General features: G+C 65.7%; 28 protein-coding genes. 22 read left to right on the forward strand and 6 right to left on the reverse strand.

The features are described from left to right. The 3 genes from KO516_RS04625 to KO516_RS04635 all read left to right on the forward strand — a co-directional run. Nucleotides 1–135: NAD(P)(+) transhydrogenase (Re/Si-specific) subunit beta (locus tag KO516_RS04625; protein WP_216002720.1), on the forward strand; the 135-nt coding region annotated here is incomplete at its 5' end. Nucleotides 136–505: 370 nt separating this feature from the next. Beyond that, nucleotides 506–820: a hypothetical protein gene (locus tag KO516_RS04630; protein ID WP_252737400.1), complete on the forward strand. Its 315-nt coding sequence runs from the start codon at nt 506–508 to the stop codon at nt 818–820. Then, nucleotides 756–2,102: a DNA-packaging protein gene (locus tag KO516_RS04635; protein WP_216002643.1), complete on the forward strand. Its 1,347-nt coding sequence runs from the start codon at nt 756–758 to the stop codon at nt 2,100–2,102. Before KO516_RS04630 ends, KO516_RS04635 begins: the two co-directional genes overlap by 65 nt. A gap of 19 nt (nt 2,103–2,121) precedes the next feature. On the opposite strand, the gene KO516_RS04640 is transcribed toward KO516_RS04635, so the two are convergent. Continuing rightward, the gene (locus KO516_RS04640) at nt 2,122–2,604 is read right to left on the reverse strand and encodes a GNAT family N-acetyltransferase (protein ID WP_216002644.1); all 483 of its coding nucleotides are present in this window, start codon (nt 2,602–2,604) and stop codon (nt 2,122–2,124) included. 243 nt (nt 2,605–2,847) lie between these two features. Here KO516_RS04640 and KO516_RS04645 point away from each other — a divergent pair, with 243 nt between their 5' ends. From KO516_RS04645 to cysE, 17 genes are all read left to right on the forward strand, one after another. Beyond that, nucleotides 2,848–4,050, forward strand: a complete 1,203-nt coding sequence (locus KO516_RS04645; protein ID WP_216002645.1) for a phage portal protein — start codon at nt 2,848–2,850, stop codon at nt 4,048–4,050. Continuing rightward, nucleotides 4,043–4,270: a hypothetical protein gene (locus tag KO516_RS04650; RefSeq protein ID WP_216002646.1), complete on the forward strand. Its 228-nt coding sequence runs from the start codon at nt 4,043–4,045 to the stop codon at nt 4,268–4,270. Before KO516_RS04645 ends, KO516_RS04650 begins: the two co-directional genes overlap by 8 nt. Nucleotides 4,271–4,293: 23 nt before the next feature. Beyond that, entirely contained in the window at nt 4,294–4,833 is a 540-nt protein-coding gene (locus KO516_RS04655) for an HK97 family phage prohead protease (protein WP_216002647.1), read from the forward strand. Nucleotides 4,834–4,863: 30 nt separating this feature from the next. Continuing rightward, the gene (locus tag KO516_RS04660; protein ID WP_216002648.1) at nt 4,864–6,048 is read left to right on the forward strand and encodes a phage major capsid protein; all 1,185 of its coding nucleotides are present in this window, start codon (nt 4,864–4,866) and stop codon (nt 6,046–6,048) included. Between the two features lie 161 nt (nt 6,049–6,209). Continuing rightward, entirely contained in the window at nt 6,210–6,803 is a 594-nt protein-coding gene (locus tag KO516_RS04665) for a head-tail connector protein (RefSeq protein ID WP_216002649.1), read from the forward strand. Next, nucleotides 6,800–7,138, forward strand: a complete 339-nt coding sequence (locus tag KO516_RS04670; protein ID WP_216002650.1) for a head-tail adaptor protein — start codon at nt 6,800–6,802, stop codon at nt 7,136–7,138. The genes KO516_RS04665 and KO516_RS04670 overlap by 4 nt, the downstream gene beginning before the upstream one ends. Continuing rightward, complete coding sequence (locus tag KO516_RS04675) at nt 7,135–7,542, forward strand: DUF3168 domain-containing protein (protein WP_216002651.1); 408 nt, start codon at nt 7,135–7,137, stop codon at nt 7,540–7,542. The genes KO516_RS04670 and KO516_RS04675 overlap by 4 nt, the downstream gene beginning before the upstream one ends. A gap of 25 nt (nt 7,543–7,567) precedes the next feature. Continuing rightward, a complete protein-coding gene (locus tag KO516_RS04680; RefSeq protein ID WP_216002652.1) occupies nt 7,568–7,984 on the forward strand; it encodes a phage major tail protein, TP901-1 family in 417 nt (138 codons plus the stop codon). Further along, nucleotides 7,984–8,304, forward strand: coding sequence for a gene transfer agent family protein (locus KO516_RS04685; protein WP_216002653.1), 321 nt, complete (start codon nt 7,984–7,986; stop codon nt 8,302–8,304). Before KO516_RS04680 ends, KO516_RS04685 begins: the two co-directional genes overlap by 1 nt. Beyond that, nucleotides 8,304–8,504, forward strand: coding sequence for a rcc01693 family protein (locus KO516_RS04690; protein WP_216002654.1), 201 nt, complete (start codon nt 8,304–8,306; stop codon nt 8,502–8,504). The genes KO516_RS04685 and KO516_RS04690 overlap by 1 nt, the downstream gene beginning before the upstream one ends. Then, nucleotides 8,501–9,163 carry a phage tail tape measure protein gene (locus tag KO516_RS04695; RefSeq protein WP_216002655.1) on the forward strand — a complete coding sequence of 221 codons (663 nt, stop codon included), beginning with the start codon at nt 8,501–8,503 and terminating at the stop codon, nt 9,161–9,163. Before KO516_RS04690 ends, KO516_RS04695 begins: the two co-directional genes overlap by 4 nt. A gap of 9 nt (nt 9,164–9,172) precedes the next feature. Beyond that, the gene (locus KO516_RS04700) at nt 9,173–9,805 is read left to right on the forward strand and encodes a DUF2460 domain-containing protein (protein ID WP_216002656.1); all 633 of its coding nucleotides are present in this window, start codon (nt 9,173–9,175) and stop codon (nt 9,803–9,805) included. Next, nucleotides 9,805–10,686 carry a DUF2163 domain-containing protein gene (locus KO516_RS04705; protein WP_216002657.1) on the forward strand — a complete coding sequence of 294 codons (882 nt, stop codon included), beginning with the start codon at nt 9,805–9,807 and terminating at the stop codon, nt 10,684–10,686. The genes KO516_RS04700 and KO516_RS04705 overlap by 1 nt, the downstream gene beginning before the upstream one ends. Then, nucleotides 10,683–11,123, forward strand: coding sequence for an NlpC/P60 family protein (locus KO516_RS04710; RefSeq protein ID WP_216002658.1), 441 nt, complete (start codon nt 10,683–10,685; stop codon nt 11,121–11,123). The genes KO516_RS04705 and KO516_RS04710 overlap by 4 nt, the downstream gene beginning before the upstream one ends. Then, nucleotides 11,123–15,031 carry a glycoside hydrolase/phage tail family protein gene (locus tag KO516_RS04715; RefSeq protein WP_216002659.1) on the forward strand — a complete coding sequence of 1,303 codons (3,909 nt, stop codon included), beginning with the start codon at nt 11,123–11,125 and terminating at the stop codon, nt 15,029–15,031. Before KO516_RS04710 ends, KO516_RS04715 begins: the two co-directional genes overlap by 1 nt. After that, nucleotides 15,028–15,369, forward strand: coding sequence for a hypothetical protein (locus KO516_RS04720; protein ID WP_216002660.1), 342 nt, complete (start codon nt 15,028–15,030; stop codon nt 15,367–15,369). Before KO516_RS04715 ends, KO516_RS04720 begins: the two co-directional genes overlap by 4 nt. Nucleotides 15,370–15,443: 74 nt before the next feature. Next, entirely contained in the window at nt 15,444–16,262 is an 819-nt protein-coding gene (gene cysE / locus KO516_RS04725) for a serine O-acetyltransferase (protein ID WP_216002661.1), read from the forward strand. 58 nt (nt 16,263–16,320) lie between these two features. On the opposite strand, the gene KO516_RS04730 is transcribed toward cysE, so the two are convergent. The 5 genes from KO516_RS04730 to pdhA all read right to left on the reverse strand — a co-directional run bounded on the left by KO516_RS04730 (nt 16,321) and on the right by pdhA (nt 21,842). Further along, nucleotides 16,321–17,508 carry an MFS transporter gene (locus tag KO516_RS04730; protein ID WP_216002662.1) on the reverse strand — a complete coding sequence of 396 codons (1,188 nt, stop codon included), beginning with the start codon at nt 17,506–17,508 and terminating at the stop codon, nt 16,321–16,323. Nucleotides 17,509–17,741: 233 nt separating this feature from the next. Beyond that, complete coding sequence (locus tag KO516_RS04735) at nt 17,742–19,055, reverse strand: pyruvate dehydrogenase complex dihydrolipoamide acetyltransferase (RefSeq protein WP_216002663.1); 1,314 nt, start codon at nt 19,053–19,055, stop codon at nt 17,742–17,744. After that, nucleotides 19,045–19,440 (reverse strand): hypothetical protein, encoded by a 396-nt coding sequence (locus KO516_RS04740; RefSeq protein ID WP_216002664.1) that lies wholly within the window; start codon nt 19,438–19,440, stop codon nt 19,045–19,047. The genes KO516_RS04735 and KO516_RS04740 overlap by 11 nt, the downstream gene beginning before the upstream one ends. Further along, nucleotides 19,437–20,801, reverse strand: coding sequence for a pyruvate dehydrogenase complex E1 component subunit beta (locus KO516_RS04745; protein ID WP_216002665.1), 1,365 nt, complete (start codon nt 20,799–20,801; stop codon nt 19,437–19,439). Before KO516_RS04745 ends, KO516_RS04740 begins: the two co-directional genes overlap by 4 nt. Nucleotides 20,802–20,819: 18 nt before the next feature. Continuing rightward, nucleotides 20,820–21,842 (reverse strand): pyruvate dehydrogenase (acetyl-transferring) E1 component subunit alpha, encoded by a 1,023-nt coding sequence (gene pdhA / locus KO516_RS04750; protein WP_216002666.1) that lies wholly within the window; start codon nt 21,840–21,842, stop codon nt 20,820–20,822. A 198-nt stretch (nt 21,843–22,040) separates the two neighbouring features. On the opposite strand from pdhA, the gene KO516_RS04755 reads away from it, so the two are divergent. Together KO516_RS04755 and KO516_RS04760 are read left to right on the forward strand one after the other, a co-directional pair. Further along, nucleotides 22,041–22,619: a helix-turn-helix domain-containing protein gene (locus KO516_RS04755; RefSeq protein WP_216002667.1), complete on the forward strand. Its 579-nt coding sequence runs from the start codon at nt 22,041–22,043 to the stop codon at nt 22,617–22,619. Continuing rightward, nucleotides 22,616–23,161, forward strand: coding sequence for a GNAT family N-acetyltransferase (locus tag KO516_RS04760; protein WP_216002668.1), 546 nt, complete (start codon nt 22,616–22,618; stop codon nt 23,159–23,161). The genes KO516_RS04755 and KO516_RS04760 overlap by 4 nt, the downstream gene beginning before the upstream one ends. Nucleotides 23,162–23,229: the final 68 nt, after the last annotated feature.

Consider the following 23,229-nt stretch of genomic DNA (forward strand, 5'->3'; position numbering starts at 1 on the left):
GTCTTCGTCTCCAAGCGCGGGCAGGGCACCGGCTATTCGGGCATCGAAAACCCGCTGTTCTACAAAGACAACACCCGCATGTTCTACGGCGACGCAAAAGCATCCCTCGGCGAACTGCTCAGCAGGATCAGCTAGGAATACTGCCATGTGCCGGACCCTTTGGTCCGGCACGTCAGGGCGCGGCGCCGAAGGGCTGCCGCGCCCTTTTTTATGCGTGAAATCAGCGTCAATCCCTGGCTGCGGGCGCTGGGGTTAAGCGCAAATTATATATTTTTAACAGGGCATTAGTGGGTGGCGTTCGGTGCCAGAAATTTGACTTTGACGCCCCGTCAGGGTAGCTTTCCTTCATGCCGGACGAAAAGGACGACGAACCACGGGAACAGGCGCCCGGGGAGCGGGAAACGTCTGTCTGGCGCATTGGACGGAGACACAGAAGAGACCGGAAGAACGGACCGTACAGGTTAGAAAGGTATCGAGCATGATCCTCATCCACCTCGAAGACGACATGTCGCAGCTTGAAAACGAGCGCGAACAGATCGCCCTGACTCTGAAAGAGCTTGGCGAGGAAATCAGACGCCTAAAGGCGCAGATCGAGGAGGGGGAAGCCACATCGAAGACGGAGACGGGCAAATTGATGAGCGACGTGCGCTACTGGATGCGCGCGTCCCACGAAACGGAGGCACAGATCGCCAATGTCAGACGAAAGCAGAAAGGGCTTGCCGGAGACTGGGCCCTTGACCTTGAACGCGCCCGCGATGAGATCGGGTGCCGCATGGCTCGCCTCCGCCGGTGCTGCGGTGCGGGATCGGTTCCTGAATGAGCTGACGGAGGGGGAGTGCCTTGCGCTCCCCTTTCTGTTCGAGTTCTGGGCCATGGACCACCAGCTTCCCCCCAAGGGGAGCTGGCGCAGCTGGGTCATCATGGGCGGGCGCGGCGCGGGCAAGACGCGGGCCGGGGCCGAATGGGTGCGCTCTTGCGTCGAGGGTGCGTTGCCGCTGTCGCCGGGGCGTTGCAAGCGCGTCGCGCTGATTGGCGAGACCATGGATCAGGTGCGCGAGGTCATGGTGTTCGGGGAATCGGGCATCATGAATTGCTCGCCGCCCGACCGTCGCCCGGAATGGCAGGCGACGCGCCGTTGCCTCGTCTGGCCGAACGGGGCCGAGGCGATGGTGTTTTCCGCGCATGATCCCGAAGGGCTGCGCGGCCCGCAGTTCGATGCGGCCTGGGTCGACGAACTGGCAAAATGGAAAAAGGCGCGCCACACTTGGGATATGTTGCAATTCGCCCTGCGTCTTGGCGAGCATCCGCAGGTGTGCGTGACCACGACGCCGCGCAATGTCGGCATTCTGAAAGAGCTGCTGGAACTGCCGTCAACCGTCGTCACCCGCGCGAAAACCGAAGCGAACCGGGCCAACCTTGCGGAGAGTTTCCTTGAGGAGGTCCGCGCCCGCTACGGCAATTCGCGGCTGGCCAAGCAAGAGCTGGACGGCATTCTTGTCACCGATGTCGACGGCGCGCTGTGGACGCATGAGGTGCTGGAACGGGCGCAGACGTTGAAGCCGCCCAAGGAGTTCGATCGCATCGTCGTGGCCGTCGATCCGCCTGCGGGCGAGGGCAAGGCGGCGGATGCCTGTGGCATCGTCGTGGCGGGCGTGGTCTGTGACGGGCCGCCGCAATCCTGGCGGGCCTGGGTGCTTGAGGATGCGACTGTGCAGGGCACATCGCCCACCGGCTGGGCACAGGCGGCGGCGGATACGTTTGAGCGCTGGCAGGCCGACAGGCTGGTGGCCGAGGTCAATCAGGGCGGCGCAATGGTGGAATCGGTGCTGCGGCAGGTCGCGCCGCAGATCCCGCTGCGCAAGGTCCATGCCACACGCGGCAAGGCGGCGCGGGCAGAACCTGTTGCGGCGCTGTATGAACAGGGCCGGGTCGGCCACGCCGGAGCCTTTGTCGCGCTCGAGGAGCAGATGGGCCTGATGACCGGCGCAGGGTTCGAAGGGCAGGGCTCGCCCGACCGCGTTGATGCGCTGGTCTGGGCGCTGACCGAACTGGTCGTCGATTCGCAGCAAGGCGTCAAGCGGCCCGGATTGCGGATCATCTGAAGGGGGCGCTTCGGCGCCCCTACAAGACCTTGCGCATGTCGTAATTCGCAAGCGTCACACCGCGGCGCACGATGCTGCCATACGCGGTGATCTTGAACCCGTGACGTTCGAAAAAGGGCCGCGCGGCGCGACTGACATTCGAGGTCAGCGCCCGCGCGCCGCCCGCCTGGGCAATGCCCGTCAGCGCATTCAGCAGCTCTGCTCCGATGCCGCGCCCCGCGAAGGCAGGCCGCGTGAAGGCAAGGTCGATATGACCGGGTGCCTGAAGCGTCATGAAGCCGACCGCCCCCCCATCTACCTCGGCCATAAGGCCGACCGAGCCGCCGATCCGATCACGCCAGCGGTCCGGATCGGGCTTTGGCCCGGCCCAGGCGATGCGCTCCGCTTCGCTGTAATGCGGGGCGGTCCCGTTGAGCACCGAATCTCTGAAGATATCCGCGACGATTTCGGCGTCGTCAGTTAGCAGCGGGCGCAGGATCGTCGTCTGGATGTCAGTTTTCATGCAGATCCTCTGGTCTGGGGGACGCGGTATTCCGTCGTATTCAGCGGAACCTACCCGGCGGAATTGCCGTGAGCTAGTGCGTAGGTTGCATGGCTGCCATTCGGTATACCAACTATCGATGCCGCTGTTGCGCGGGCCCCGCGCGGTGCTGCCAGAGCGAATTAACCTCCAATTCATAGTGTGACTAGCGAACGGGATGCAGACCAGGCCGGTCTGGGGAACGAAGGATAGGAGCGCCAGCCGATGGTATTCGATTTTCTGCGAGGCAATCGCAACGAGCACAGCGCGCCCACCACGGCGCCCGAAGCAAAGGCCTCGGCCACTGGGCCGCTGGCGGCCTATGCAACTGCCGGTCGTGTGGCATGGACGCCGCGCGACACGGGCTCGCTGACCCGTCAGGGGTTTTCCGGCAACCCGGTGGGGTTTCGCGCTGTCAAGTTGATCGCCGAGGCCGCCGCCGCGCTGCCACTGGTGCTTCAGGACAACGCCGAGCGCTTTGCGCAGCATCCGCTGCTGTCGCTTGTCGCCGCCCCCAACCAAGCGCAGGGCAAGGCCGAACTGTTCGAGGCGCTTTATGGCCACCTGCTGCTGTCGGGCGACGCCTATGTCGAGGCGGTTTGCGCCGAGGCGGGCCTGCCGGTCGAGCTGCACGTGCTGCGCTCTGACCGGATGCGGGTCATCCCCGGTACCGATGGCTGGCCGGTTGCCTATGATTACATGGTCGATGGTCGCCGCCATCGCTTTGATGCCACCGGGCCGGTGTCGCCGATCTGTCATGTACGGGCGTTCCACCCGCAGGACGATCACTACGGCCTGTCGCCGTTTCAGGCCGCGGCCCAGGCGGTCGACGTGCACAACAGCGCCTCGCGCTGGTCCAAGGGGCTGCTCGACAACGCGGCGCGCCCATCCGGTGCCATCGTCTGGAACGGGGCTGACGGTCAGGGCCAGATGTCGAACGATCAGTTCGAGCGGCTGCGCGACGAGATGGAAAGCCTGCATCAGGGCGCGCGCAACGCTGGCCGCCCGATGCTGCTGGAAGGTGGGCTGGACTGGAAACCGATGGGGTTTTCGCCGTCGGACATGGAATTCCAGAAGACCAAGGAATCCGCTGCCCGCGAGATCGCGGTGGCCTTTGGGGTGCCGCCGATGCTGCTGGGCATTCCGGGCGAGGCGACCTTTGCAAATTACCAAGAGGCGCATCGTGCCTTCTATCGGCTGACCGTGCTGCCGCTGGCAACGCGGGTGACGGCGGCGGTGGGGCGCTGGCTGGGCGCGTATCTGGGCGAAGAGGTGGAGTTGAAGCCCGACCTCGATCAGGTGCCGGCCCTTGCCAGCGAGCGCGATGCGCAATGGGCGCGTGTGGCGCAGGCCGAGTTCCTCACCGCCGCCGAGAAGCGCCGGATGCTCGGGCTGCCCGAGTTGCCCAAGGACGGCGACGATGAGTGAGCGGCGCATCGAATTCGAGCCCTTCGCCTGCGCACCCGCGCTGAAACTGGAGGCGCATGAGCGGGTCAGCCTGCTGCATGTCGAGACGCTGAACGCGCGGCTCGACCGGCTGGAGCAGCTTCTGGAGCGGGTCGAGCGCAGGCTCTGGCTCGCGGTCTACGGGGTTACCGGGGTCATCCTGTCGGAAGGCTTTTTAAAGCTCATGTCCATCGCGAACTGAGCGGATTACGGAAAGGAACGGGAATGGATCTGGAACACAAGTTCTGCCGCCTCAATGCGGAAGTCGTGGTCGAGGGGACGAAGATCGAAGGTTATGCCTCGCTTTTCGGCGCCTGCGATCAGGGCGGCGACGTGGTGACCCCCGGCGCCTATGCCGGCTCGCTCAAGCGGCTGGCGGGCGAGGGACGCGCAGTCAAAATGTTGTGGCAGCACGACCCGGCGCAGCCCATCGGCATCTGGGACGAGGTGCGCGAGGACAGCAAGGGGCTGTATGTGCGCGGCCGCCTTCTGGACAGCGTTGAAAAGGGCCGCGAGGCCGCCGCGCTGATCGCTGCCGGTGCCATCGACGGGCTGTCGATCGGCTACCGCACTGTCAAGGCGGCAAAGAATGACAAGGGGCAACGGCTCCTCAAGGAACTGGAGCTTTGGGAGGTGTCGCTTGTGACCTTCCCGATGCTTCCCAGTGCGCGTGTGGCTGCCAAGGGGGAGAGCCCCGAGGATGCCATCATGCGTGAACTGGCGCAGGCGCTCGAGGGCGCGCGCCTGGACCTGGCGAGCGTCTGACGCCCGCCTTTCACGAACGGGATCGAGATCATGAACAACGCCGAGACTGTTTCTCGGACCGGGGAAGATCTGTCTCCGGTCTCCCGGGTGAGCGCCGCGATGGCGGGACTCGTCGGGGATATCAGGGCCCTACAGGCCGACTTTCAGGTAAAACTTCAAAAGCAGGAAGAGCGACTGACCATGCTTGACGCAAAAATGACCCCCTCCCGTGCGCGCCCCGCGCTGGCCACTTCGGCAGAGCTTGACGCGCCCCACCAGAAGGCGTTCGACGCCTATCTGCGCACCGGCGATGACGATGGCCTGCGCGGCCTTGTCTTCGAAGGCAAGGGCATGTCCACCGCCGTTGCCGGCGATGGCGGCTATCTTGTCGATCCGGTGACCTCCTCGACGGTGCAATCGGTGCTCGACAGCACCGCGTCGATCCGCGCCATCGCCTCGGTGGTGACGGTCGAGGCGACCTCTTTCGACGTGCTGATCGATCAGGGCCAGACCGGTGCCGGCTGGGCCGACGAGGTTGCCGCGTCGGCCGAGACCGGCTCGACCACGCTCGACCGCATTTCGATCAAACTGCACGAGCTGGCGGCGATGCCCAAGGCCTCGCAGCGCCTGCTCGATGACAGCGCCTTTGACATCGAGACATGGCTTGCGGGCCGCATCGCCGACAAGTTCAGCCGGGCAGAAGCCGCGGCGTTCATCACCGGCGATGGTGTCGACAAGCCGATGGGCATCCTGTCGCATCCGGCGGTCGACAATGACGTCTGGGCCTGGGGCAACATCGGCTATGTGCCGTCGGGCACCGCTGGTGGCATTGGCGGCGGCGATGCGATCATCGATCTGGTCTATGCGCTGGGGGCGGAATACCGCGCCAAGGCCTCCTTCGTGATGAACTCCAAGACCGCTGGCGCGCTGCGCAAGCTCAAGGACGCCGATGGTCGCCACCTGTGGTCCGATGGTCTTGCCGCTGCGCAGCCCGCGCGTCTGCTCGGCTACCCGGTGCTGATCTGCGAGGACATGCCCGACATCGATGCTGATGCCGATGCCATCGCTTTTGGTGATTTTTCGGCCGGCTACACCATCGCCGAGCGCCCAGACCTGCGCGTCCTGCGCGACCCGTTCAGCGCCAAGCCGCATGTCCTGTTCTACGCCACCAAGCGCGTGGGCGGCGACGTGAGCGATTTCGCCGCCATCAAGCTGCTGCGCTGCGCAACGGCCTGACCTGACGCGGACATGGGGGCGGGGTGACCTGCCCCCGTGGGGCGCGCGCCGGAACACACGGGGTGTCCAGCAGCTCCCCTCCGTCCGAGCAACCTGTGCGGCGCGCGCCCACCCTGGCCTCCGGCCGCTTCGGTCCGGACGAGGATAGCGGAGATAGAAGAATGATGTTGATCGAAGAAACTCAGGTGCCCGATGCGGCCCTTCCGGTGGACGCCCTGAAGCGCCACCTGCGGCTGGGCAGCGGGTTCGCCGAGGACGATGTTCAGGACGCGGTGCTCGGCTCCTTCCTTCGCGCCGCCATGGCCGCTGTCGAGGCGCGCACCGGCAAGGCGCTGATCTCGCGTGGCTTTGTCTGGACCTTGCACCAATGGCGTGACCCGCAAGCGGCGGTGTTCCCCATCGCCCCGGTCAGCGCGGTAAGCCAGCTTGCCATCGTCGACCGCTTTGGCGCGGCCGAGCTGCGTGAGGCCAGCGACTATCGGCTGGAGCAGGATGGCTTTGCCCCGAAGCTGCGCCCGATGGCCAGCGTCTTGCCGGGCATTCCCGGCGGCGGTGCAGCCGAGATCCGCTTTACCGCCGGATATGGCCCCGGCTTTGACGATCTGCCGGCAGATATTGCGCAGGCGGTGCTGCTGCTGGCGGCGCATTACTATGAATACCGCGACGAGACGTCGCTCAGCCAGGGCTGCATGCCCTTTGGCGTGACCTCGCTGATCGCACGCTATCGCCCGATGCGCATGGGGTTCGGGGCATGAGTGTTCCTGTTCTAAACCGTGAGCTTGTGCTTCAGGCGCGTCAGGGCACGCCCGACGGCGCCGGGGGCCGATCCGAGGCCTGGCTGACGCTTGGCACGCTTTGGGCTGCCGTCACCCCGCGCAGCGGGCGCGAGACGCGGGGCTTTGGCGGTGCGGTGTCGCTGGGCAGTTTTCGGATGACGGTGCGCGCCGCGCCGCAGGGGGCCTCGAGCCGCCCGGTGCCGGGGCAACGCTTTGTCATGGGCGCGCGCATCTTCGACATTCTCGCCGTCACCGAGCGCGAGCCGGGCGGCCTGTATCTGGTCTGCGACAGCCGTGAGGAGGTGTCATCATGAGCTACGCAATGGCTGCGGCGCTGCAAAGCGCCATCTACCAGCAGCTTGCCGGTGACGAGGCGCTTAGCACGCTTGTCGGCAGCGATATCTACGATGCGCCGCCGCAGGGTCCACTGCCGAGCCTGTACCTGACGCTTGGCGCAGAGACTGCGCGTGATGCGTCCGACGGCACAGGCCACGGCGCATGGCACGATCTGACCATCGCCGTCGTGACCGATGCCGCGGGGTTTCACATGGCCAAGACCGTCGCTGCGGCGGCCTGCGATGCGCTTGACGACGCCGGGCTGGCGCTCAGCCGCGGGCGGCTGGTGAGCCTCAATTTCCGGCGGGCGCAAGCGCGGCGTGAAAGCGGCGGGTTGCGCCGTATCGACATGACCTTCCGCGCACGCGTCGCGGACGAATGATCCCTCAATCCAAGGAGTAAGGCAGATGGGTGCCCAGAACGGCAAGGATCTTTTGATCAAGGTGGACGTGACCGGTTCCGGCTCGTTCCAGACCATGGCTGGCCTGCGCGCGACGCGCATCAGCTTCAATGCGGAAAGCGTCGACATCACCTCGATGGAAAGCGAAGGCGGCTGGCGCGAGCTTCTGGGCGGCGCGGGCGTGCGGTCGGCCAACCTGTCCGGCTCGGGCGTGTTCAAGGACGCGGCCACCGACGAGCGGGCGCGGCAGATTTTCTTTGACGGCGTGACGCCGGATTTTCAGGTGGTCATCCCCGATTTCGGCACCGTCGAGGGGGCGTTCCTCGTAACCTCGATCGAATACGCCGGATCGCACAATGGCGAGGCCACCTATGAGCTGTCGATGGCGTCGGCCGGGGCGCTGACCTTTACGGCGGCACCCTGATGGCGAACCCCTGGGCAGGCGAGGTGGCGCTGACCATCGACGGCGAGCGCCACCTGATGCGGCTGACGCTGGGGGCGCTGGCGGAGCTTGAGGCGACGCTTGAAGAAGATTCGCTGATGGAGCTGGTGAAGCGCTTCGAGGCGGGGCGCTGCACCACCCGCGACGTTCTGAAACTGATCGTCGCGGGGCTTCGCGGCGGTGGCTGGCCGGGCACGGCAAAGGATCTGCTGAACGCCGAGATCGCGGGCGGCCCGATGGCGGCGGCGCGGGCGGCGGCGGAATTGCTGGCCCGTGCCTTCACGCTTCCGGACGAAGGCTGATGCAGCGCTTCGACTGGGGGATCTTGCTGCGCGCGGGTGTGCGCGGCCTGGGGCTCAAGCCCCGCGAGTTCTGGGATCTGACCCCGGTCGAGCTGCGCCTGATGCTGGGCGAAGACAACGGGGCGGCCCCGATGGGACGGGCGCGGCTCGACGAGCTGCTGAGCGCCTTCCCCGATGACGCGAAAGGAGACGGTTCATGACCGATTTCGAGACGGTGGACGACCTTGGCACCCAGCTTGCAGAGCTGGAGGCCAGCATGGGCTCGGCAAGCGCCATGGCGGCGGGCTTTGATGCCGAGATGAAGCGCATCCACGGCACGTTTTCCGATACGGGGCGCAATGTCGCCTCGTTTGAACGCTCGCTGAGCAAGGGGCTGTCGCGTGCCTTTGACGGGGTGATCCTTGACGGGATGAAGCTGTCGGATGCGCTTCAGACCGTGGCGACGTCGATGATCGACACCGCCTACAAAGCGGCGGTGCGCCCGGTCACCGATCAGCTGAGCGGCCTGCTTGCGGGCAGCCTTGGCGGTATGTTTGGCGGCATGTCGCTGTTTGCCAACGGCGGCGCGTTCAGCCAGGGGCGCGTGACGCCCTTTGCCACGGGCGGTGTGGTCAGCAGCCCGGTCAGCTTTCCGATGCGGGGCGGCACCGGCCTGATGGGCGAGGCCGGACCCGAGGCGATCATGCCGCTGAGCCGGGGCGCCGACGGCAAGCTTGGGGTGCGCACGCAGGGCAGCGCGCAGCAGGTCAGCGTGGTGATGAACATCTCGACCCCCGATGCTGCTGGCTTCCAGCGCAGCCAGTCGCAGATCGCAGCGCGAATGAGCCGTGCCTTGAGCACCGGCGCGCGCAACAGGTGAGGACAGGACATGAGCTTTCACGAAGAGAGATTTCCCACCAACCTCAGCTTTGGCGCTATGGGCGGGCCAGAGCGGCGCACCGATGTGGTCGAGCTGACCTCGGGGTTCGAGGAACGCAACAGCCCCTGGGCGCATTCGCGTCGCCGCTATGATGCCGGGCTCGGCCTGCGCAAGCTCGATGACATCGACGCGCTGCTGGCGTTTTTCGAGGCGCGCAGCGGCCAGTTGCACGGGTTTCGCTGGAAGGACTGGGCGGATTTCAAATCCTGCAAGCCCTCGGCAAACGTCGCGGCCACCGATCAGGTGATCGGCGCCGGCGATGGCACTGCGCAGACGTTCCATCTGGTTAAAACCTATAGCTCGGGCGGCGTCAGCTACGCGCGCCCCATCGCGAAACCCGTTGTCGGAACGGTGCGCGTGGCTATCGGCGGGGCCGAATTGACACTGGGCAGCGATTTCACGGTCGATGCCGCGCAGGGCACGGTCACGCTGGCGCTGGCTCCGGCAGCGGGCGAGGCCGTCACCGCGGGCTTTGAATTCGACGTGCCGGTGCGCTTTGACACCGACCGTATCCACGTCAGCATCGCCACTTTTCAGGCGGGACAGGCCCCCGACGTTCCGGTGGTGGAGGTGCGGGTCTGATGGGCAAGCAAGAGCTTCACGAGCATCTGGCCGGCGGCGTCACCACGGTGTCGCGCTGCTGGTCGCTCACCCGCACCGATGGCACGCGGTTCGGTTTCACCGACCATGATGGCGATCTCGTCTTTGACGGGTTGACCTTTCGCGCCGACACCGGGCTGAGCGCCAAGGCGCTGAGCCAGGCCACGGGCCTGTCGGTCGACAACACCGAAGCGATGGGCGCGCTGCGCGACGATGCTTTGTCGGACAGTGACATCGAGGCCGGTCGCTTTGACGGGGCCGAGGTGGTGTCCTGGCTGGTGAACTGGCGTGATGTGACGCAGCGGCGCATCCTGTTTCGCGGCAGCATTGGCGAGATCCGCCGGGCGAACGGCGCGTTCCATGCCGAATTGAGGGGCCTGACCGAATTGCTCAATCGCCCGGTCGGTCGGGTGTATCAGGGCCCATGTTCGGCGGTTCTGGGCGATCGCATGTGCCAGGTTAACGTCTCGGATACGCTGTTTGCCCATGACGCCAGCGTGGTCTCCATCGATGCGAACAGATCGCTGAGCTTTGCGATGCTTCCCGCCTTCGAGGACGGTTGGTTCCAGCGCGGCTATATCGAGGTGCTGAGCGGCGCGGCAATCGGATTGACCGGGGTGATCAAACGCGACCGGGCAACCCCGTCGTCTCGGGTGATCGACCTGTGGCAGCCGCTTGGCGCGACACTCGTTCCCGGCGACAGCATCCGCCTTGTCGCGGGCTGCGACAAGCGGTTCGAAACCTGTCGCCTGAAATTCGACAACGCGCTCAATTATCAGGGCTTCCCCGACATCCCGGAGGAAGACTGGATGCTGGTCTACCCGTCCCGCGCCAAATCGCTTGCAGGAGGCAGCCGCAGATGACCCGCAACGCTTTGGTTACCGCCGCGCGCGGCTGGATCGGTACGCCGTATATTCATCAGGCCTCGGTCAAGGGCGCGGGCTGCGATTGTCTCGGCCTTGTCCGGGGCATCTGGCGCGAAACCATCGGCCCCGAGCCCGAGGCGATTCCGCCCTATAGCCGCGACTGGTCCGAACCGCAGGGCGACGAGGCGCTGTTCCGCGCCGCCCTGCGCCATATGCGGCGCAAGCCGCTTGATGATGAGGCTCCCGGCGATGTGCTGTTGTTTCGGATGCGCGCGGGATCGGTGGCGAAACATCTAGGGCTTCAGGCGGGCGTTGGTATGCGCGCCAGCTTCATCCATGCCTACAGCGGGCACGGCGTGATCGAAAGCGCACTGAGCCTGCCATGGCGCCGCCGCATCGCGGCGCGCTTTGCCCTTCCAACGGAGACGAACTGATGGCGACGATCCTATTTTCTGCCGTGGGCGCAGCTGTCGGCAGCTCGATCGGCGGCTCGGTGCTCGGGCTGTCGATGACCGCCGTTGGCCAGTTCATCGGCGCAAGCTTTGGCCGCGCGCTCGACCAGCGCCTGATGGGGCAGGGCTCTGACAGCGTCGAGACCGGGCGCACCGACCGGTTCTTTCTCAGTGGGTCTGGCGAAGGCGGGGCGATGGCGCATGTCTATGGCCGGATGCGCCTTGGCGGTCAGGTGATCTGGGCCAGCGAATTCACCGAGCACAAGACCACCGACAAGGTCGGGGGCGGTGGCAAGGGCGCAGCTTCGGCTCCGCAGACCAAGGTGACAAGCTACAGCTATTCGCTCAGCCTCGCGCTGGCGCTCTGCGAGGGTGAGATCACCGGGGTCAACCGCGTCTGGGCGGACGGGGCCGAGATCCCGATCAAGGATCTCAACATGCGGGTCTATCCCGGTACGCGCGACCAGCTGCCCGATCCGCATATGGAGGCGATCGAGGGCACCGGCATGGTCCCGGCCTATCGCGGCACCGCCTATGTGGTGATCGAGGACGTGGACCTTACCGCCTTCGGCAACCGCATCCCACAGTTCAGCTTCGAGGTGACGCGGCCGTCGCAATCCAGCATGGAAGACGTTCCGCATTGCGTGCGCGGCGTGGCGGTGATCCCCGGAACCGGGGAATACGCACTGGCGACCGAGCCGGTGCCGATGAGCTACGCCGGGGATGGCGCGGGCATCGCCAACGTGAATTCCCCTGCCGAAGAGCCGGATTTCAACGTCTCGCTCGATCAACTGGTCGACGAGCTGCCGAATTGCGGGTCGGTCTCGCTGGTGGTCAGCTGGTTTGGCGACGATTTGCGCTGTGGAAGCTGCACCGTGCAACCTAAGGTCGAACAGGCGGAATTCGACAGCGACGAGATGCCATGGATCGTCTCCGGGCTGGACCGGGGAACCGCGCAGACGGTGCCCGCGGTCGATGGCCGCCCGGTCTATGGCGGCACGCCGTGCGATGCATCGGTGGTGCAGGCGATCCGCCGCATGGCGGCGCAGGGCATCGACGTGATGTTCTACCCGTTCATCCTGATGGACCAGCTTGATGGAAACGCGCTGCCCGACCCATGGAGTGGCGGCACCGGACAGGCGGTTCTGCCTTGGCGCGGGCGCATCACGCTGAGCGCCGCGCCCGGCGTGGCGGGATCGCCCGACGGCACTGCCGCTGCCACCGCCGAGGTTGCGGCGTTCTTTGGCGGCGCGGTGGCGGCGGATTTTACCATCGGTGACGGAACGGTCAGTTATACCGGCCCCGACGAATGGAGTTACAGCCGGTTCATCCTGCATCAGGCGGCGCTCTGCGCGGCGGCGGGAGGCGTGGAATCCTTCTGCATCGGCTCCGAGATGCGCTGCCTGACGCAGATCCGAGATGACGCAGGCTTTCCCGCCGTCGCCCGGCTGAAGGCGCTGGCCGCCGAATGCCGCGCGTTGCTTGGTCCGCTGGTCAAGATCAGCTACGCCGCCGACTGGACGGAATATTTCGGCTATCACCCGCAGGATGGTTCGGGCGACGTGTACTTCCACCTCGACCCGCTCTGGGCCGATCCCGATATCGATTTCATCGGCATCGACAATTACATGCCCGCCGCCGACTGGCGCGATGGTACGGCCCATGCTGATGCCACGTGGGGGTCGATCTATAACCCCGATTACCTTGCTGCCAATGTCGAAGGCGGCGAGGGATACGATTGGTATTACGCCTCGGACGCGGACCGCGAGGCACAGCTGCGCAGCCCGATCTCGGATGGTGCGCATGGCGAGCCTTGGGTGTATCGCTACAAGGACATCCGGGGCTGGTGGGCGAATCCGCACCACGAGCGCATCGGGGGCACCCGCCAACCATCCGCCACCGCATGGGCGCCGCAGTCCAAGCCGGTGCGCTTTACCGAGCTTGGTTGCGCGGCCATCGACAAAGGGGCGAACCAGCCCAACAAGTTCCTCGATCCGAAAAGCTCCGAAAGCCAGCTGCCGCATTATTCCAACGGGTTGCGCGACGAGCTGATGCAGCACCAATACCTGTGCGCGATGTACGGCTATTGGGGCGATCCGGCCAACAACCCGGTGTCGGCCACCTATGGCGCGCCGATGCTCGACATGGCGCATGCCTATGTCTGGGCCTGGGATGCGCGGCCTTACCCGTGGTTTCCGGGGCTGGGAGCGCTTTGGGCCGATGGCGACAATTACCGGCGCGGGCACTGGCTCAACGGGCGCGCCTCGCAGCGCACGCTGGCCTCGGTGGTTTCCGAGATCTGCGACAGCGTCGGGTTGACCGATTACGACGTCAGCGCGCTGCATGGCTGGGTGCGTGGCTATGTGGTCGACGAGGTGGGTGATGCCCGCCGCGCGCTGCAACCGCTGATGCTGGCGCATGGTTTTGACGCGGTAGAACGCGACGGCACACTGCATTTCATCCTGCGCCGCGACCGCCCGGCCACACCGATCAACCCGCAAGACCTTGCGCTGTCCGAGGATCTCGACGGCGATCTGGTGCAGGTGCGCGCCTCCGAGGCCGAGATGGCTGGCCGCGTCCGCCTGCGCTTTGTCGAGGCCGATGGCGATCATACCGTGGTGGGCGAGGAAACGGTTCTGCCGGACGAGCGCACCCATGCGGTTGCCGACAGCGAGTTGCCGCTGATCATGACACGAGGCGAGGGCCGCCAGACCATCGAACGCTGGCTGTCGGAATCGCGGATCGCGCGGGAGACCATGCGCTTTGCCCTGCCGCCCTCGCAGATGGCGATCACGGCAGGCGACATCGTCTCGCTGCCCTCGCAGGCGGGCCCCGTGATGGCGCGGGTCGACCGGGTCGAGATCGGCGCGATGCAACTGGTGGATGCGGTGCGGCACGACCCCGAGGTCTACCTGCCGTCGACCTTCCCGGACGAAACGCCGACTCTGCGCGGTTTTATTGCGCCGGTGCGGGTGATGCCGCTGTTCATGGATCTGCCGCTGATCACCGGCGAAGAGGTGCCGCATGCGCCCTATCTTGCGCTGTCCTCCGAGCCATGGCCCGGCTCGATCGCCCTCTATGAGGCCGCGACCGACGAAGACTATGCGCTCAACAGCGTGCTGGGTGGACGGGCGATCATCGGCGCCACCGAGATGGCGCTTCCCCGTGCACCCTCGGGGCAGATCGACCATCAGGCTCCGCTGCGGGTCAGGCTGTTTTCCGGCGCGTTGCAGTCGATCAGCATGGCGCGGCTGCTGGCGGGGGGCAATGTCATGGCGATCGGCGACGGCAGCCCCGGCAACTGGGAAATCTTCCAGTACCGCGACGCGGAGCTGGTCGGCACCGATACATGGGAGCTGTCGACGCGGTTGCGCGGTCAACTGGGCACCGATGGCATCATGCCCGATAGCTGGCCTGAAGGGTCCTATGTGGTGGCGCTGAACGGCGTGCCCGAACAGATCGACCTGCCCGCTGCCCTGTTGCGCATCGCGCGCCATTACCGCATCGGTCCGGCGCGGCGTGGTTATGACGATCCGACCTATGTGCACCGCGAGATCGCCTTTGACGGCAACGGCCTCCGACCCTACAGCCCCTGCCACCTGCGCGCCGCGCAAACCGAAGGCATGGTATCGCTCAGCTGGATCCGCCGTACGCGGATCGACGGCGACAGCTGGGATCTGGCCGATGTGCCCTTGGGCGAAGACAGCGAAAGCTACATCGTGCGTCTTATTCAGGGAGACACAGTGCTGCATCGCGCGGCGGTATCTTCGGCGGCGTGGAGCTTTGATCCCGCCTCAATCGGCCTCTCGGGCGGGTATGAGGTACAGGTGGCGCAGGTTTCGGCCCGGTTCGGGCCGGGGCCCTTCGCAAAGCTCGCGCTGCTCGCATGAGGCCGGTGCTGCACGGAGACCTTGTCGCCGCTGCCCGCGCGTTGCTCTGCGTGCCGCGCGGGCAGCGCTGGCGGGTGGCGCGCGATCTGGTGGCGCAGGCGGATGCGGCCGACCGCTACCGCCGCCGCCTTGGCCGGGTGCACCCCGGCTGGGGCAACGGCACGCTGATGGCGGCAGCGCTGGGCAGACCCTGCGCGCCCGAACGCAGGCTGGACGATCCGGATTACACCGATTGCCTGATCCTTGCGCTTGAGGCGGTGCGACACTGGCGCGAACGGCGCTGGATTCGGGGCGACGCGCAGCCCTCACCCGGCGAGGCGGTTCATCACAGCCCGTGATAGACCCATCAGAGATTTGCGTTTCAGACCCCGCCTCCTATCTGCTATAAAAGCCGGATCAAACGGAGGTTGCCATGGCCGAAACCCGCGCAAAGATCGCCGAGCTGGACCCGGTCTGGGCCCGCATCACCCGCGAGGCAGAAGAGGCCGTCGCCGCCGAGCCACTGCTTGGTGGCATGGTGCATGTCTCGGTGCTGCATCACGCCAACATTGAACGGGCGCTGGCCTTTCGCATTTCGATGAAGCTCGCCAACGGCGAGATGTCCGAACAGATGCTGCGTGAGATCTGCGATGAGGCCTATGCCGCCGAGCCGTGGCTGTCGCGCGCCGCCCGCGCCGACATTCGCGCCACGTTCGACCGTGATCCCGCCTGCCTGCGATTCCTGCAGCCGCTGCTGTATTTCAAGGGCTTTCAGGCGGTGCAAAGCCAGCGCGTGGCGCATTGGCTCTGGGGGCAGGGGCGGCATGATCTGGCGTTCTTTATCCAGATGCGTGCCTCCGAAGCCTTTGGCGTCGATATCCACCCGGCGGCGCGGATTGGGCAGGGCATCATGATCGATCACGCCCACAGCATCGTCATCGGCGAGACCGCCGTGGTTGGCGACAACGTGTCGATCCTGCATTCGGTGACGCTTGGCGGCACTGGCAAGGAAGACGAAGATCGCCACCCCAAGATCGGTGACGGCGTGCTGATCGGGGCCGGGGCCAAGGTGCTTGGCAATATCCGCGTCGGCTGTGGCTCGCGCATCGCGGCGGGCTCGGTGGTGCTCGAAGAAGTGCCGCCCTGCAAGACCGTGGCCGGGGTTCCGGCGCGCATCGTTGGGGATGCAGGCTGCGATCAGCCCTCGCAGTTGATGGACCAGAAGCTGACCGGCTGCAATTGCAGCGGGTGAAACAGCGGATTGGCAAAGAAAAAGTGCGCATCACGGTGCGCCCTTTTTGCGTGCAGTATCACTGCGCCGGAATGGCATGACCCCGGCGGGGGCGGGAATCGATCCATGCGAAGCCCAGCATCACAATGCCCCCCAGCGCCAGCACTGCGCCCGCAAGCCCGGTGATGTACCAGCCATAGCCGGCGGCAAGCCCGAGGCCCGACAGCCACGGCCCGATGGCATTGCCGGCGTTGAAGGCTGCGTGGTTCAGCGCCGAGGCAAGGGTCTTGCCGTTTCCGGCCACTTCCATCAGGCGCATCTGGATCGGGATCACGATGCCCGCGGTCAGTCCAAGCGCCATCACCGCAAGCGACATGGCAACCCAGTTGCCCATCACTGCCGCGTACAGCAGCGTTGTGGCGACCATGCCCAGCAGCAGCACCAACGTGCCGCCGAATTGCGACCAGTTGGCCAGCCGCCCGGCGACATAGTTGCCCGCCGTTGCTCCGACGCCGAACAGCGACAGCGCCAGCGGGATCGACCATTCCGGCGCGCCGTTGTCGATCAGCGCGGCGGAGAAGTAGGAATAGACCGCAAACACCGCGCCAAAGCCGATGGCTCCGACGCCAAGCGCCAGCCACATCGCCCGGCTTGCCAGCGCCGAAAGCTCGCGCAGAGGGCTGACGGCGGGGCCGTCCTGCGTGTCGCGCGGGGCGACGCGCGCCATCATCGCGGCGCAGCCCATTGCGATGACGGCCACCAGCACAAAGCACCAGCGCCAGCCGAAATACTGCCCGATCGCGCCCGCCGCCGGAACCCCGACGATATTGGCGACCGTCAGCCCCATCAGCACCGAGGCGACCCCGGCAGCTTTCTTGCCCGGCGGGCTCATCTCGGCGGCAAGAAGCATCGCGATACCAAGAAACGCGCCATGCGGAAGACCCGCCAGCGCGCGGCTGATCACCATGCTGTCAAGCCCGGAGGCCAAAGCCGTGAAGATGTTGGTCACTGCGAAATAGATCATCAGCAGGATCAGCAGCAGTTTGCGCGGCAGGTAGCTACCGAGCACCGCCAGAACCGGCGCGCCGATCACGACACCAATGGCATAGGCGCTGACCGCGTGACCGGCCTGCGGCTCGCTCACCCCGAGATCGGCGGCGTAATAGGGCAGAAGGCCCATCGCCGCGAATTCAGTGATGCCGATGGCAAATGCGCCCATCGCGAAGGACAGGATCGTCAGGCGGACCTGGCGGTCGGTTTGGACCATGGGTCGTCTCCGGAATGTCGGGGGTCGGCCCTTGCGGCGCCGAAACGGTCATAAGCAGGAAGACGTGGACAAGCCTGTAGCTGCCGCGTTCGACATGTTGCTAGCTAATGGCGAAGCAGGCCCGCCCGCAAGCGTCCAAAATGCAAGACTGCCATGACCGGAAGACATACACCGGGAAAAGCGAACGCCCGCCGGTGGGCGGCGGGCGTTCCGGGTCGTGAACTGGCCGGGTGTCAGGCCAGCATGACCATTGGGTTTTCGAGGTTCTCGACGATGGACTGAAGCAGCTCTGCCCCAAGCGCGCCGTCGATGACCCGGTGATCGACAGACAGCGTCACCGACATGACGGTGGCGACGGTCAGCTCACCATCCGCGCCGACGATGGGCTTCTTGACGCCAGCGCCGACGGCAAGGATCGCACCGTGCGGCGGGTTGATCACCGCGTCGAAATTGTCGACGCCGAACATGCCGAGGTTCGAGATCGCGAAGCTGCCGCCGACATATTCATGCGGCGCAAGCTTGCGCTCACGGGCACGTTTCGCCAGATCTTTCATCTCTGCCGACAGCGCGGACAGCGATTTCATCTCGGCATCCTTGAGCACCGGGGTGAAGAGCCCGCCATCGACCGCGACCGCAACCGCGACGTCGGACGGTTTCAGCTTCAGCATCCTGTCGGCGGCCCAGACGGCATTGGCCGTGGGATTCGATTGCAGCGCCAGAGCGCAGGCCTTGATGATGAAATCATTGACCGACAGCTTCACGCCGCGCCCTTCGAGCTGCTTGTTCAGCTGGCTGCGGAACTTGAGCAGCGCGTCGAGCTTGATATCGCGGCGCAGGTAGAAATGCGGGATGGTCTGCTTGGCCTCGGTGAGGCGGCTGGCCACCGTGCGGCGCATGCCGTCGAGCTTGACCTCTTCGTAATCGCGATCCTGATACATCTTCATGACCGTTTCGGCCGACGGGCCGGTGGGCATGGAGGCTGCAGCGGGGGCAGGCGCGGGTTTGGCTTCGCTTGCCGCGGCGGGGGCCGGGGCGGCTGCGCCGGGCTTTGCGGCCTCGACGTCGGCTTTCACGATGCGGCCATGCGGGCCGGTGCCCTTGATCTGGCTCAGGTCGAGGCCCTTGTCGGCGGCGATGCGACGCGCCAGAGGCGTGGCAAAGACGCGGCTGCCATCGGCGGCGGCGGGTGCTGCGGGCGCGGCCTTCTCGGAGCCTCCTGCGGAGGCCGCCTCGGCGGCCGGCTCTGACGCCTTCGGCGCCTCCGGAGCGGGACTGGAGGCTGCGCCGATGTCGGAGGCGGATTCACCTTCTTCGAGCAGCACGGCGATGGGCGTGTTCACCTTGACGCCCTCGGCACCGGCCTCGATGAGGATCTTGCCGATGGTGCCTTCGTCGACGGCTTCGAATTCCATCGTGGCCTTGTCGGTCTCGATCTCGGCGAGAATATCGCCGGAGCTGACGGTGTCGCCCTCCTTGACCAGCCACTTGGCAAGCGTGCCTTCTTCCATGGTCGGCGACAGGGCGGGCATCAGGATTTCAATCGGCACTGGGGGATCCTCCCGTTGCGGCGCAGCGATCCTTGGCCTCTGCGCAATCGTTCCGTATCTCGTTCAAGCGGCCATTTTCGAAGGCGAGGGCGATCTGCCCCGGTGTGTCGAGCACCTGGGCAACGATCACATCCGGCCCGCGGTCGAAGCGCGACAGCGACGCATCGTCGAGCACCGAGACCACCTTGCCTCGGTCCTGTCCCTTCAGCGCCGCCAGCGCCACGCGCGCGAGCGCATGGTTTTCACCGGTCAGGCGCGCCTCGTCCATGGCTGCAAATTCGGTGGTCCGGTCATCCTGTATCAGTTCGCGGAACGCCTCTGTCGAGTTGCCCACGAGCAGCCCCGCCGCAAAGGCGAGGACCGGGATGACCGGAGACAGTCTCACCGGTAGGTGACCTGCTTCACCGCGTCGATAACCTCGTCCGTGGTGACCAGGGCGTGTTTCTCGAGGTTCGCGGCGTAGGGCATCGGCACATCCTTGCCGGTGCAGTTGATCACCGGAGCGTCGAGCCAGTCGAAGGCGTTCTGCATGATGTAGGCCGACAGGTGGTTGCCGATGGCGCCCACGGGATAGCCTTCCTCGACGGTCACGCAGCGGTTGGTCTTCTTGACCGACTCGATGACGGTGCCATAGTCGAGCGGGCGCAGGGTGCGCAGGTCGATGACCTCGGCGTCGATGCCTTCTTCGGCAAGCTTTTCAGCCGCTTCCAGCGCGTATTGCATGCCGATGCCAAAGCTGACGATGGTGACGTCCTTGCCCTCGCGCCAGATCTTGGCCTTGCCGAAGGGAACCGTGAAATCCTCCATGTCCGGCACGTCGAACGAGCGGCCATAAAGGATTTCGTTTTCAAGGAAGATCACCGGGTTGGGATCGCGGATGGCCGATTTCAGCAGGCCTTTTGCGTCCGCTGCCGAATAGGGCATCGCGACCTTGAGGCCGGGGATCATCGCGTACCATGCCGCGTAATCCTGGCTGTGCTGTGCGCCGACGCGGGCGGCAGCGCCGTTGGGACCGCGGAACACCATCGGTGCGCCCATCTGGCCACCCGACATGTACAGCGTCTTGGCCGCCGAGTTGATGATGTGGTCGATGGCCTGCATCGCGAAGTTGAAGGTCATGAACTCGACGATCGGCTTCAGCCCGCCAAAGGACGCGCCCACACCGATGCCGGCAAAGCCGTGTTCGGTGATCGGCGTGTCGATGACGCGCTTGTCGCCGAACTCGTCCAGCAGGCCCTGGGTGACCTTGTAGGCCCCCTGGTACTCGGCCACTTCCTCGCCCATGACAAAGACATTTGCGTCGGAGCGCATCTCTTCGGCCATGGCATCGCGCAGCGCTTCGCGCACGGTCTGCGTCTTCATCGGGGTGCCTTCGGGCCAGTCGGGTTCGACCGCCTTGGCCTTGGGCGTTGCCGGAACCGGCGCGGCGGCCGCAGCCGGGGCTTCAGCAGGCGCTTCGGCGGCGGGAGCCGGGGCAGGGGCCGCGGCATCCTCGACGCTTTCGCCTTCCTCGACCATCACGGCGATGGGGGTGTTGACCTTGACCCCCTCGGTGCCCGCTTCGATCAGCAGCTTGCCGACGATACCCTCGTCGACCGCTTCGAATTCCATCGTCGCCTTGTCGGTCTCGATCTCGGCCAGAATGTCGCCGGAGGTGATGGTGTCACCTTCCTTGACCAGCCATTTTGCCAGCGTGCCCTCTTCCATGGTGGGCGAGAGCGCGGGCATCAGAATCTGCGTTGCCATTCGTGTCGTCCTTCTGCCTCAGGCCTCGATCGCGTCGCCCTGGGGCACGGCTTCGGCGTAAATGTCGGTCCAGAGCTCTTCGAGCGCCGGTTCCGGGCTTTCCTTCGAGAACTCGGCCGAGGCGTTCACGATGTCCTTGATTTCCTTGTCGATGGCCTTGAGGTCATCTTCGGTTGCATGGCCACCGGTCAGCAGAAGATCGCGCACGTTCTGGATCGCGTCGCGCTCTTCGCGCATCTTCTGAACTTCCTCGCGGGTCCGGTATTTCGCCGGGTCCGACATCGAGTGCCCGCGATAGCGGTAGGTCTTGATCTCGAGGATATACGGCCCCTTGCCAGAGCGGCAGTGCGCCACGGCCTTGTCGCCGGCTGCCTTGACCGCCAGCACATCCATGCCGTCGACCAGCTCGCCGGGAATGCCGAAGGGGGCACCGCGGGTGTAGATGTCTTCGGTCGAGGTCGAGCGCTTCTGCGAAGTGCCCATGGCGTACTGGTTGTTTTCGATGACGAAAACCACCGGCAGCTTCCAGATCGAGGCCATGTTGAAGGTCTCGTAGACCTGGCCCTGGTTGGCCGCGCCGTCGCCAAAATAGGTGAAGGTCACGCGGTCGTTTTCGAGGTACTTGTCGGCGAACGCCAGACCCGCGCCCAGCGGCACCTGCGCGCCAACGATGCCATGACCGCCGTAGAAATGCTTTTCACGGCTGAACATGTGCATCGAGCCGCCCTTGCCCTTGCTGTAGCCGCCTTCGCGGCCTGTCAGCTCGGCCATGACGCCGTTGGGGTCCATGCCGCAGGCCAGCATGTGGCCGTGATCGCGGTACGAGGTGACGCGCTTGTCGCCTTCGCTTGCGGCGGCCTCAAGGCCGACAACAACGGCTTCCTGACCGATGTAAAGGTGACAGAAGCCACCGATAAGCCCCATGCCGTAAAGCTGACCTGCCTTCTCTTCGAAGCGCCGGATCAGCAGCATGTCGCGGTAATATTGCCGCAGCTCATCGGGTGAAACATTCGGCTTGGCGGCGGGTTTCCGAGCGGCCATGCGATTCCTCCCCACATAGTTTAGTGTTAAACTTTCCTGTACCCTAGTCAGACCTTTCCCGAGTGTCAAAGCCCTTGCGGATGGGGCCCGGGAAAATTCTTGCCCTCTGCGCAACGGGCGGGCGGCAAACCGGGCATTGAAATCCGGATTCGGCTGGGCAATATTCCCGATAAAGAGAATATTTCCCGGATTCGAATCATGAGCGACGCAGCAACCCTTTCACCCCCCGAAGACCTCACCCAGCGCCTCTCGGCACGCCTGTCGAAGCTGCGCGCCGCACGCGGGCTGACGCTGGATCAGCTGGCCGAGAAAAGCGGTGTCAGCCGCGCCGCGCTGTCGCGCATGGAAAAGGCCGAGGTCAGCCCGAGCGCCGAAGTGCTCGGCAAGCTGTGCAGCGCCTATGGCATGACGATGTCACGGCTGCTTGCCATGGTCGAGGATGGCTTTTCCGCCCATGTGCGCAAGGCCGACCAGCCGGTATGGAGCGATGGCGGCTTTCAGCGCCGGGTGGCATCGCCGGGCAATGCGGCGCTGGCGGCCGAGGTGCTGGAATGCCGGCTCGAACCGGCGAGTCGCATCGCCTATGACGCACCGCCGGTGGCGGATCTGGAACATCACCTGATCCTGCAGAGCGGGCGGCTGACCGTCACGCTGGATGGCACCGCCCATGCCCTGCGCAGCGGCGATGCGCTGCGCTACCGGCTTCATGGCGCGTCGGTGTTCGAAACCCCCGCCGAGAAGGGCGCGAAATACCTGCTAGTGCTGGTCACGCCATGATCCGCGCGCTCTCTGCTTCAGAGGTCGCCGCCGCCCTGCCGCAGCTTGCCGCGACCTTGCGCGAATGCGTCGAGGCGGGCGCCAGCGTCGGTTTCGTGATGCCCTTTGCGCAATCCGAGGCCGAGGCGTTTTTCCGGGACTCCGTGCTGCCGGGGGTGGCCAGTGGCGGGCGGGTGCTCTGGGTCGCCAGCGAGGGGCCAACGTTGACCGGCACCGTCCAGCTAAGCCTCGAGATGATGCCCAACCAGCGGCACCGGGCCGAGGTGTCGAAGCTGCTGGTGCGCCCGGCCTTTCGCCGCAGGGGCATCGCGCGGGCACTGATGCAGGCGCTGCTGGCCCGCGCCGCGGCAGAACAGCGCCCGCTGGTGACGCTCGACACCCGCAGCGGTGATAGTGCACAACCGCTTTACGCCGCGCTTGGATTTGAGGTCGCAGGAGAGATCCCCGGCTTTGCGCTGGCGCCAGACGGCACGGGCCGCCGCGATGCGACCACATATATGTACCGCACGGCGCCAGAACCGGCCCGCCCGGTGTCGCCGTAACGCTGCCGCGCCCGGCTGCGCCCATTCGTAAAAATGATGCGACAAGGGGCAGCCCGCGTCATGGCGGG

Source organism: Citreicella sp. C3M06, assembly GCF_018860705.1.
Lineage (GTDB): Bacteria > Pseudomonadota > Alphaproteobacteria > Rhodobacterales > Rhodobacteraceae > Salipiger.

Coding starts and splice junctions, on each gene's coding strand:
- KO516_RS04630 (WP_252737400.1), top strand. CDS start 506: ATGTCGCAGCTTGAAAACGAGCGCGAACAGATCGCCCTGACTCTGAAA.
- KO516_RS04635 (WP_216002643.1), top strand. CDS start 756: ATGAGATCGGGTGCCGCATGGCTCGCCTCCGCCGGTGCTGCGGTGCGG.
- KO516_RS04640 (WP_216002644.1), bottom strand. CDS start 2,604: ATGAAAACTGACATCCAGACGACGATCCTGCGCCCGCTGCTAACTGAC.
- KO516_RS04645 (WP_216002645.1), top strand. CDS start 2,848: ATGGTATTCGATTTTCTGCGAGGCAATCGCAACGAGCACAGCGCGCCC.
- KO516_RS04650 (WP_216002646.1), top strand. CDS start 4,043: ATGAGTGAGCGGCGCATCGAATTCGAGCCCTTCGCCTGCGCACCCGCG.
- KO516_RS04655 (WP_216002647.1), top strand. CDS start 4,294: ATGGATCTGGAACACAAGTTCTGCCGCCTCAATGCGGAAGTCGTGGTC.
- KO516_RS04660 (WP_216002648.1), top strand. CDS start 4,864: ATGAACAACGCCGAGACTGTTTCTCGGACCGGGGAAGATCTGTCTCCG.
- KO516_RS04665 (WP_216002649.1), top strand. CDS start 6,210: ATGATGTTGATCGAAGAAACTCAGGTGCCCGATGCGGCCCTTCCGGTG.
- KO516_RS04670 (WP_216002650.1), top strand. CDS start 6,800: ATGAGTGTTCCTGTTCTAAACCGTGAGCTTGTGCTTCAGGCGCGTCAG.
- KO516_RS04675 (WP_216002651.1), top strand. CDS start 7,135: ATGAGCTACGCAATGGCTGCGGCGCTGCAAAGCGCCATCTACCAGCAG.
- KO516_RS04680 (WP_216002652.1), top strand. CDS start 7,568: ATGGGTGCCCAGAACGGCAAGGATCTTTTGATCAAGGTGGACGTGACC.
- KO516_RS04685 (WP_216002653.1), top strand. CDS start 7,984: ATGGCGAACCCCTGGGCAGGCGAGGTGGCGCTGACCATCGACGGCGAG.
- KO516_RS04690 (WP_216002654.1), top strand. CDS start 8,304: ATGCAGCGCTTCGACTGGGGGATCTTGCTGCGCGCGGGTGTGCGCGGC.
- KO516_RS04695 (WP_216002655.1), top strand. CDS start 8,501: ATGACCGATTTCGAGACGGTGGACGACCTTGGCACCCAGCTTGCAGAG.
- KO516_RS04700 (WP_216002656.1), top strand. CDS start 9,173: ATGAGCTTTCACGAAGAGAGATTTCCCACCAACCTCAGCTTTGGCGCT.
- KO516_RS04705 (WP_216002657.1), top strand. CDS start 9,805: ATGGGCAAGCAAGAGCTTCACGAGCATCTGGCCGGCGGCGTCACCACG.
- KO516_RS04710 (WP_216002658.1), top strand. CDS start 10,683: ATGACCCGCAACGCTTTGGTTACCGCCGCGCGCGGCTGGATCGGTACG.
- KO516_RS04715 (WP_216002659.1), top strand. CDS start 11,123: ATGGCGACGATCCTATTTTCTGCCGTGGGCGCAGCTGTCGGCAGCTCG.
- KO516_RS04720 (WP_216002660.1), top strand. CDS start 15,028: ATGAGGCCGGTGCTGCACGGAGACCTTGTCGCCGCTGCCCGCGCGTTG.
- cysE (WP_216002661.1), top strand. CDS start 15,444: ATGGCCGAAACCCGCGCAAAGATCGCCGAGCTGGACCCGGTCTGGGCC.
- KO516_RS04730 (WP_216002662.1), bottom strand. CDS start 17,508: ATGGTCCAAACCGACCGCCAGGTCCGCCTGACGATCCTGTCCTTCGCG.
- KO516_RS04745 (WP_216002665.1), bottom strand. CDS start 20,801: ATGGCAACGCAGATTCTGATGCCCGCGCTCTCGCCCACCATGGAAGAG.
- pdhA (WP_216002666.1), bottom strand. CDS start 21,842: ATGGCCGCTCGGAAACCCGCCGCCAAGCCGAATGTTTCACCCGATGAG.
- KO516_RS04755 (WP_216002667.1), top strand. CDS start 22,041: ATGAGCGACGCAGCAACCCTTTCACCCCCCGAAGACCTCACCCAGCGC.
- KO516_RS04760 (WP_216002668.1), top strand. CDS start 22,616: ATGATCCGCGCGCTCTCTGCTTCAGAGGTCGCCGCCGCCCTGCCGCAG.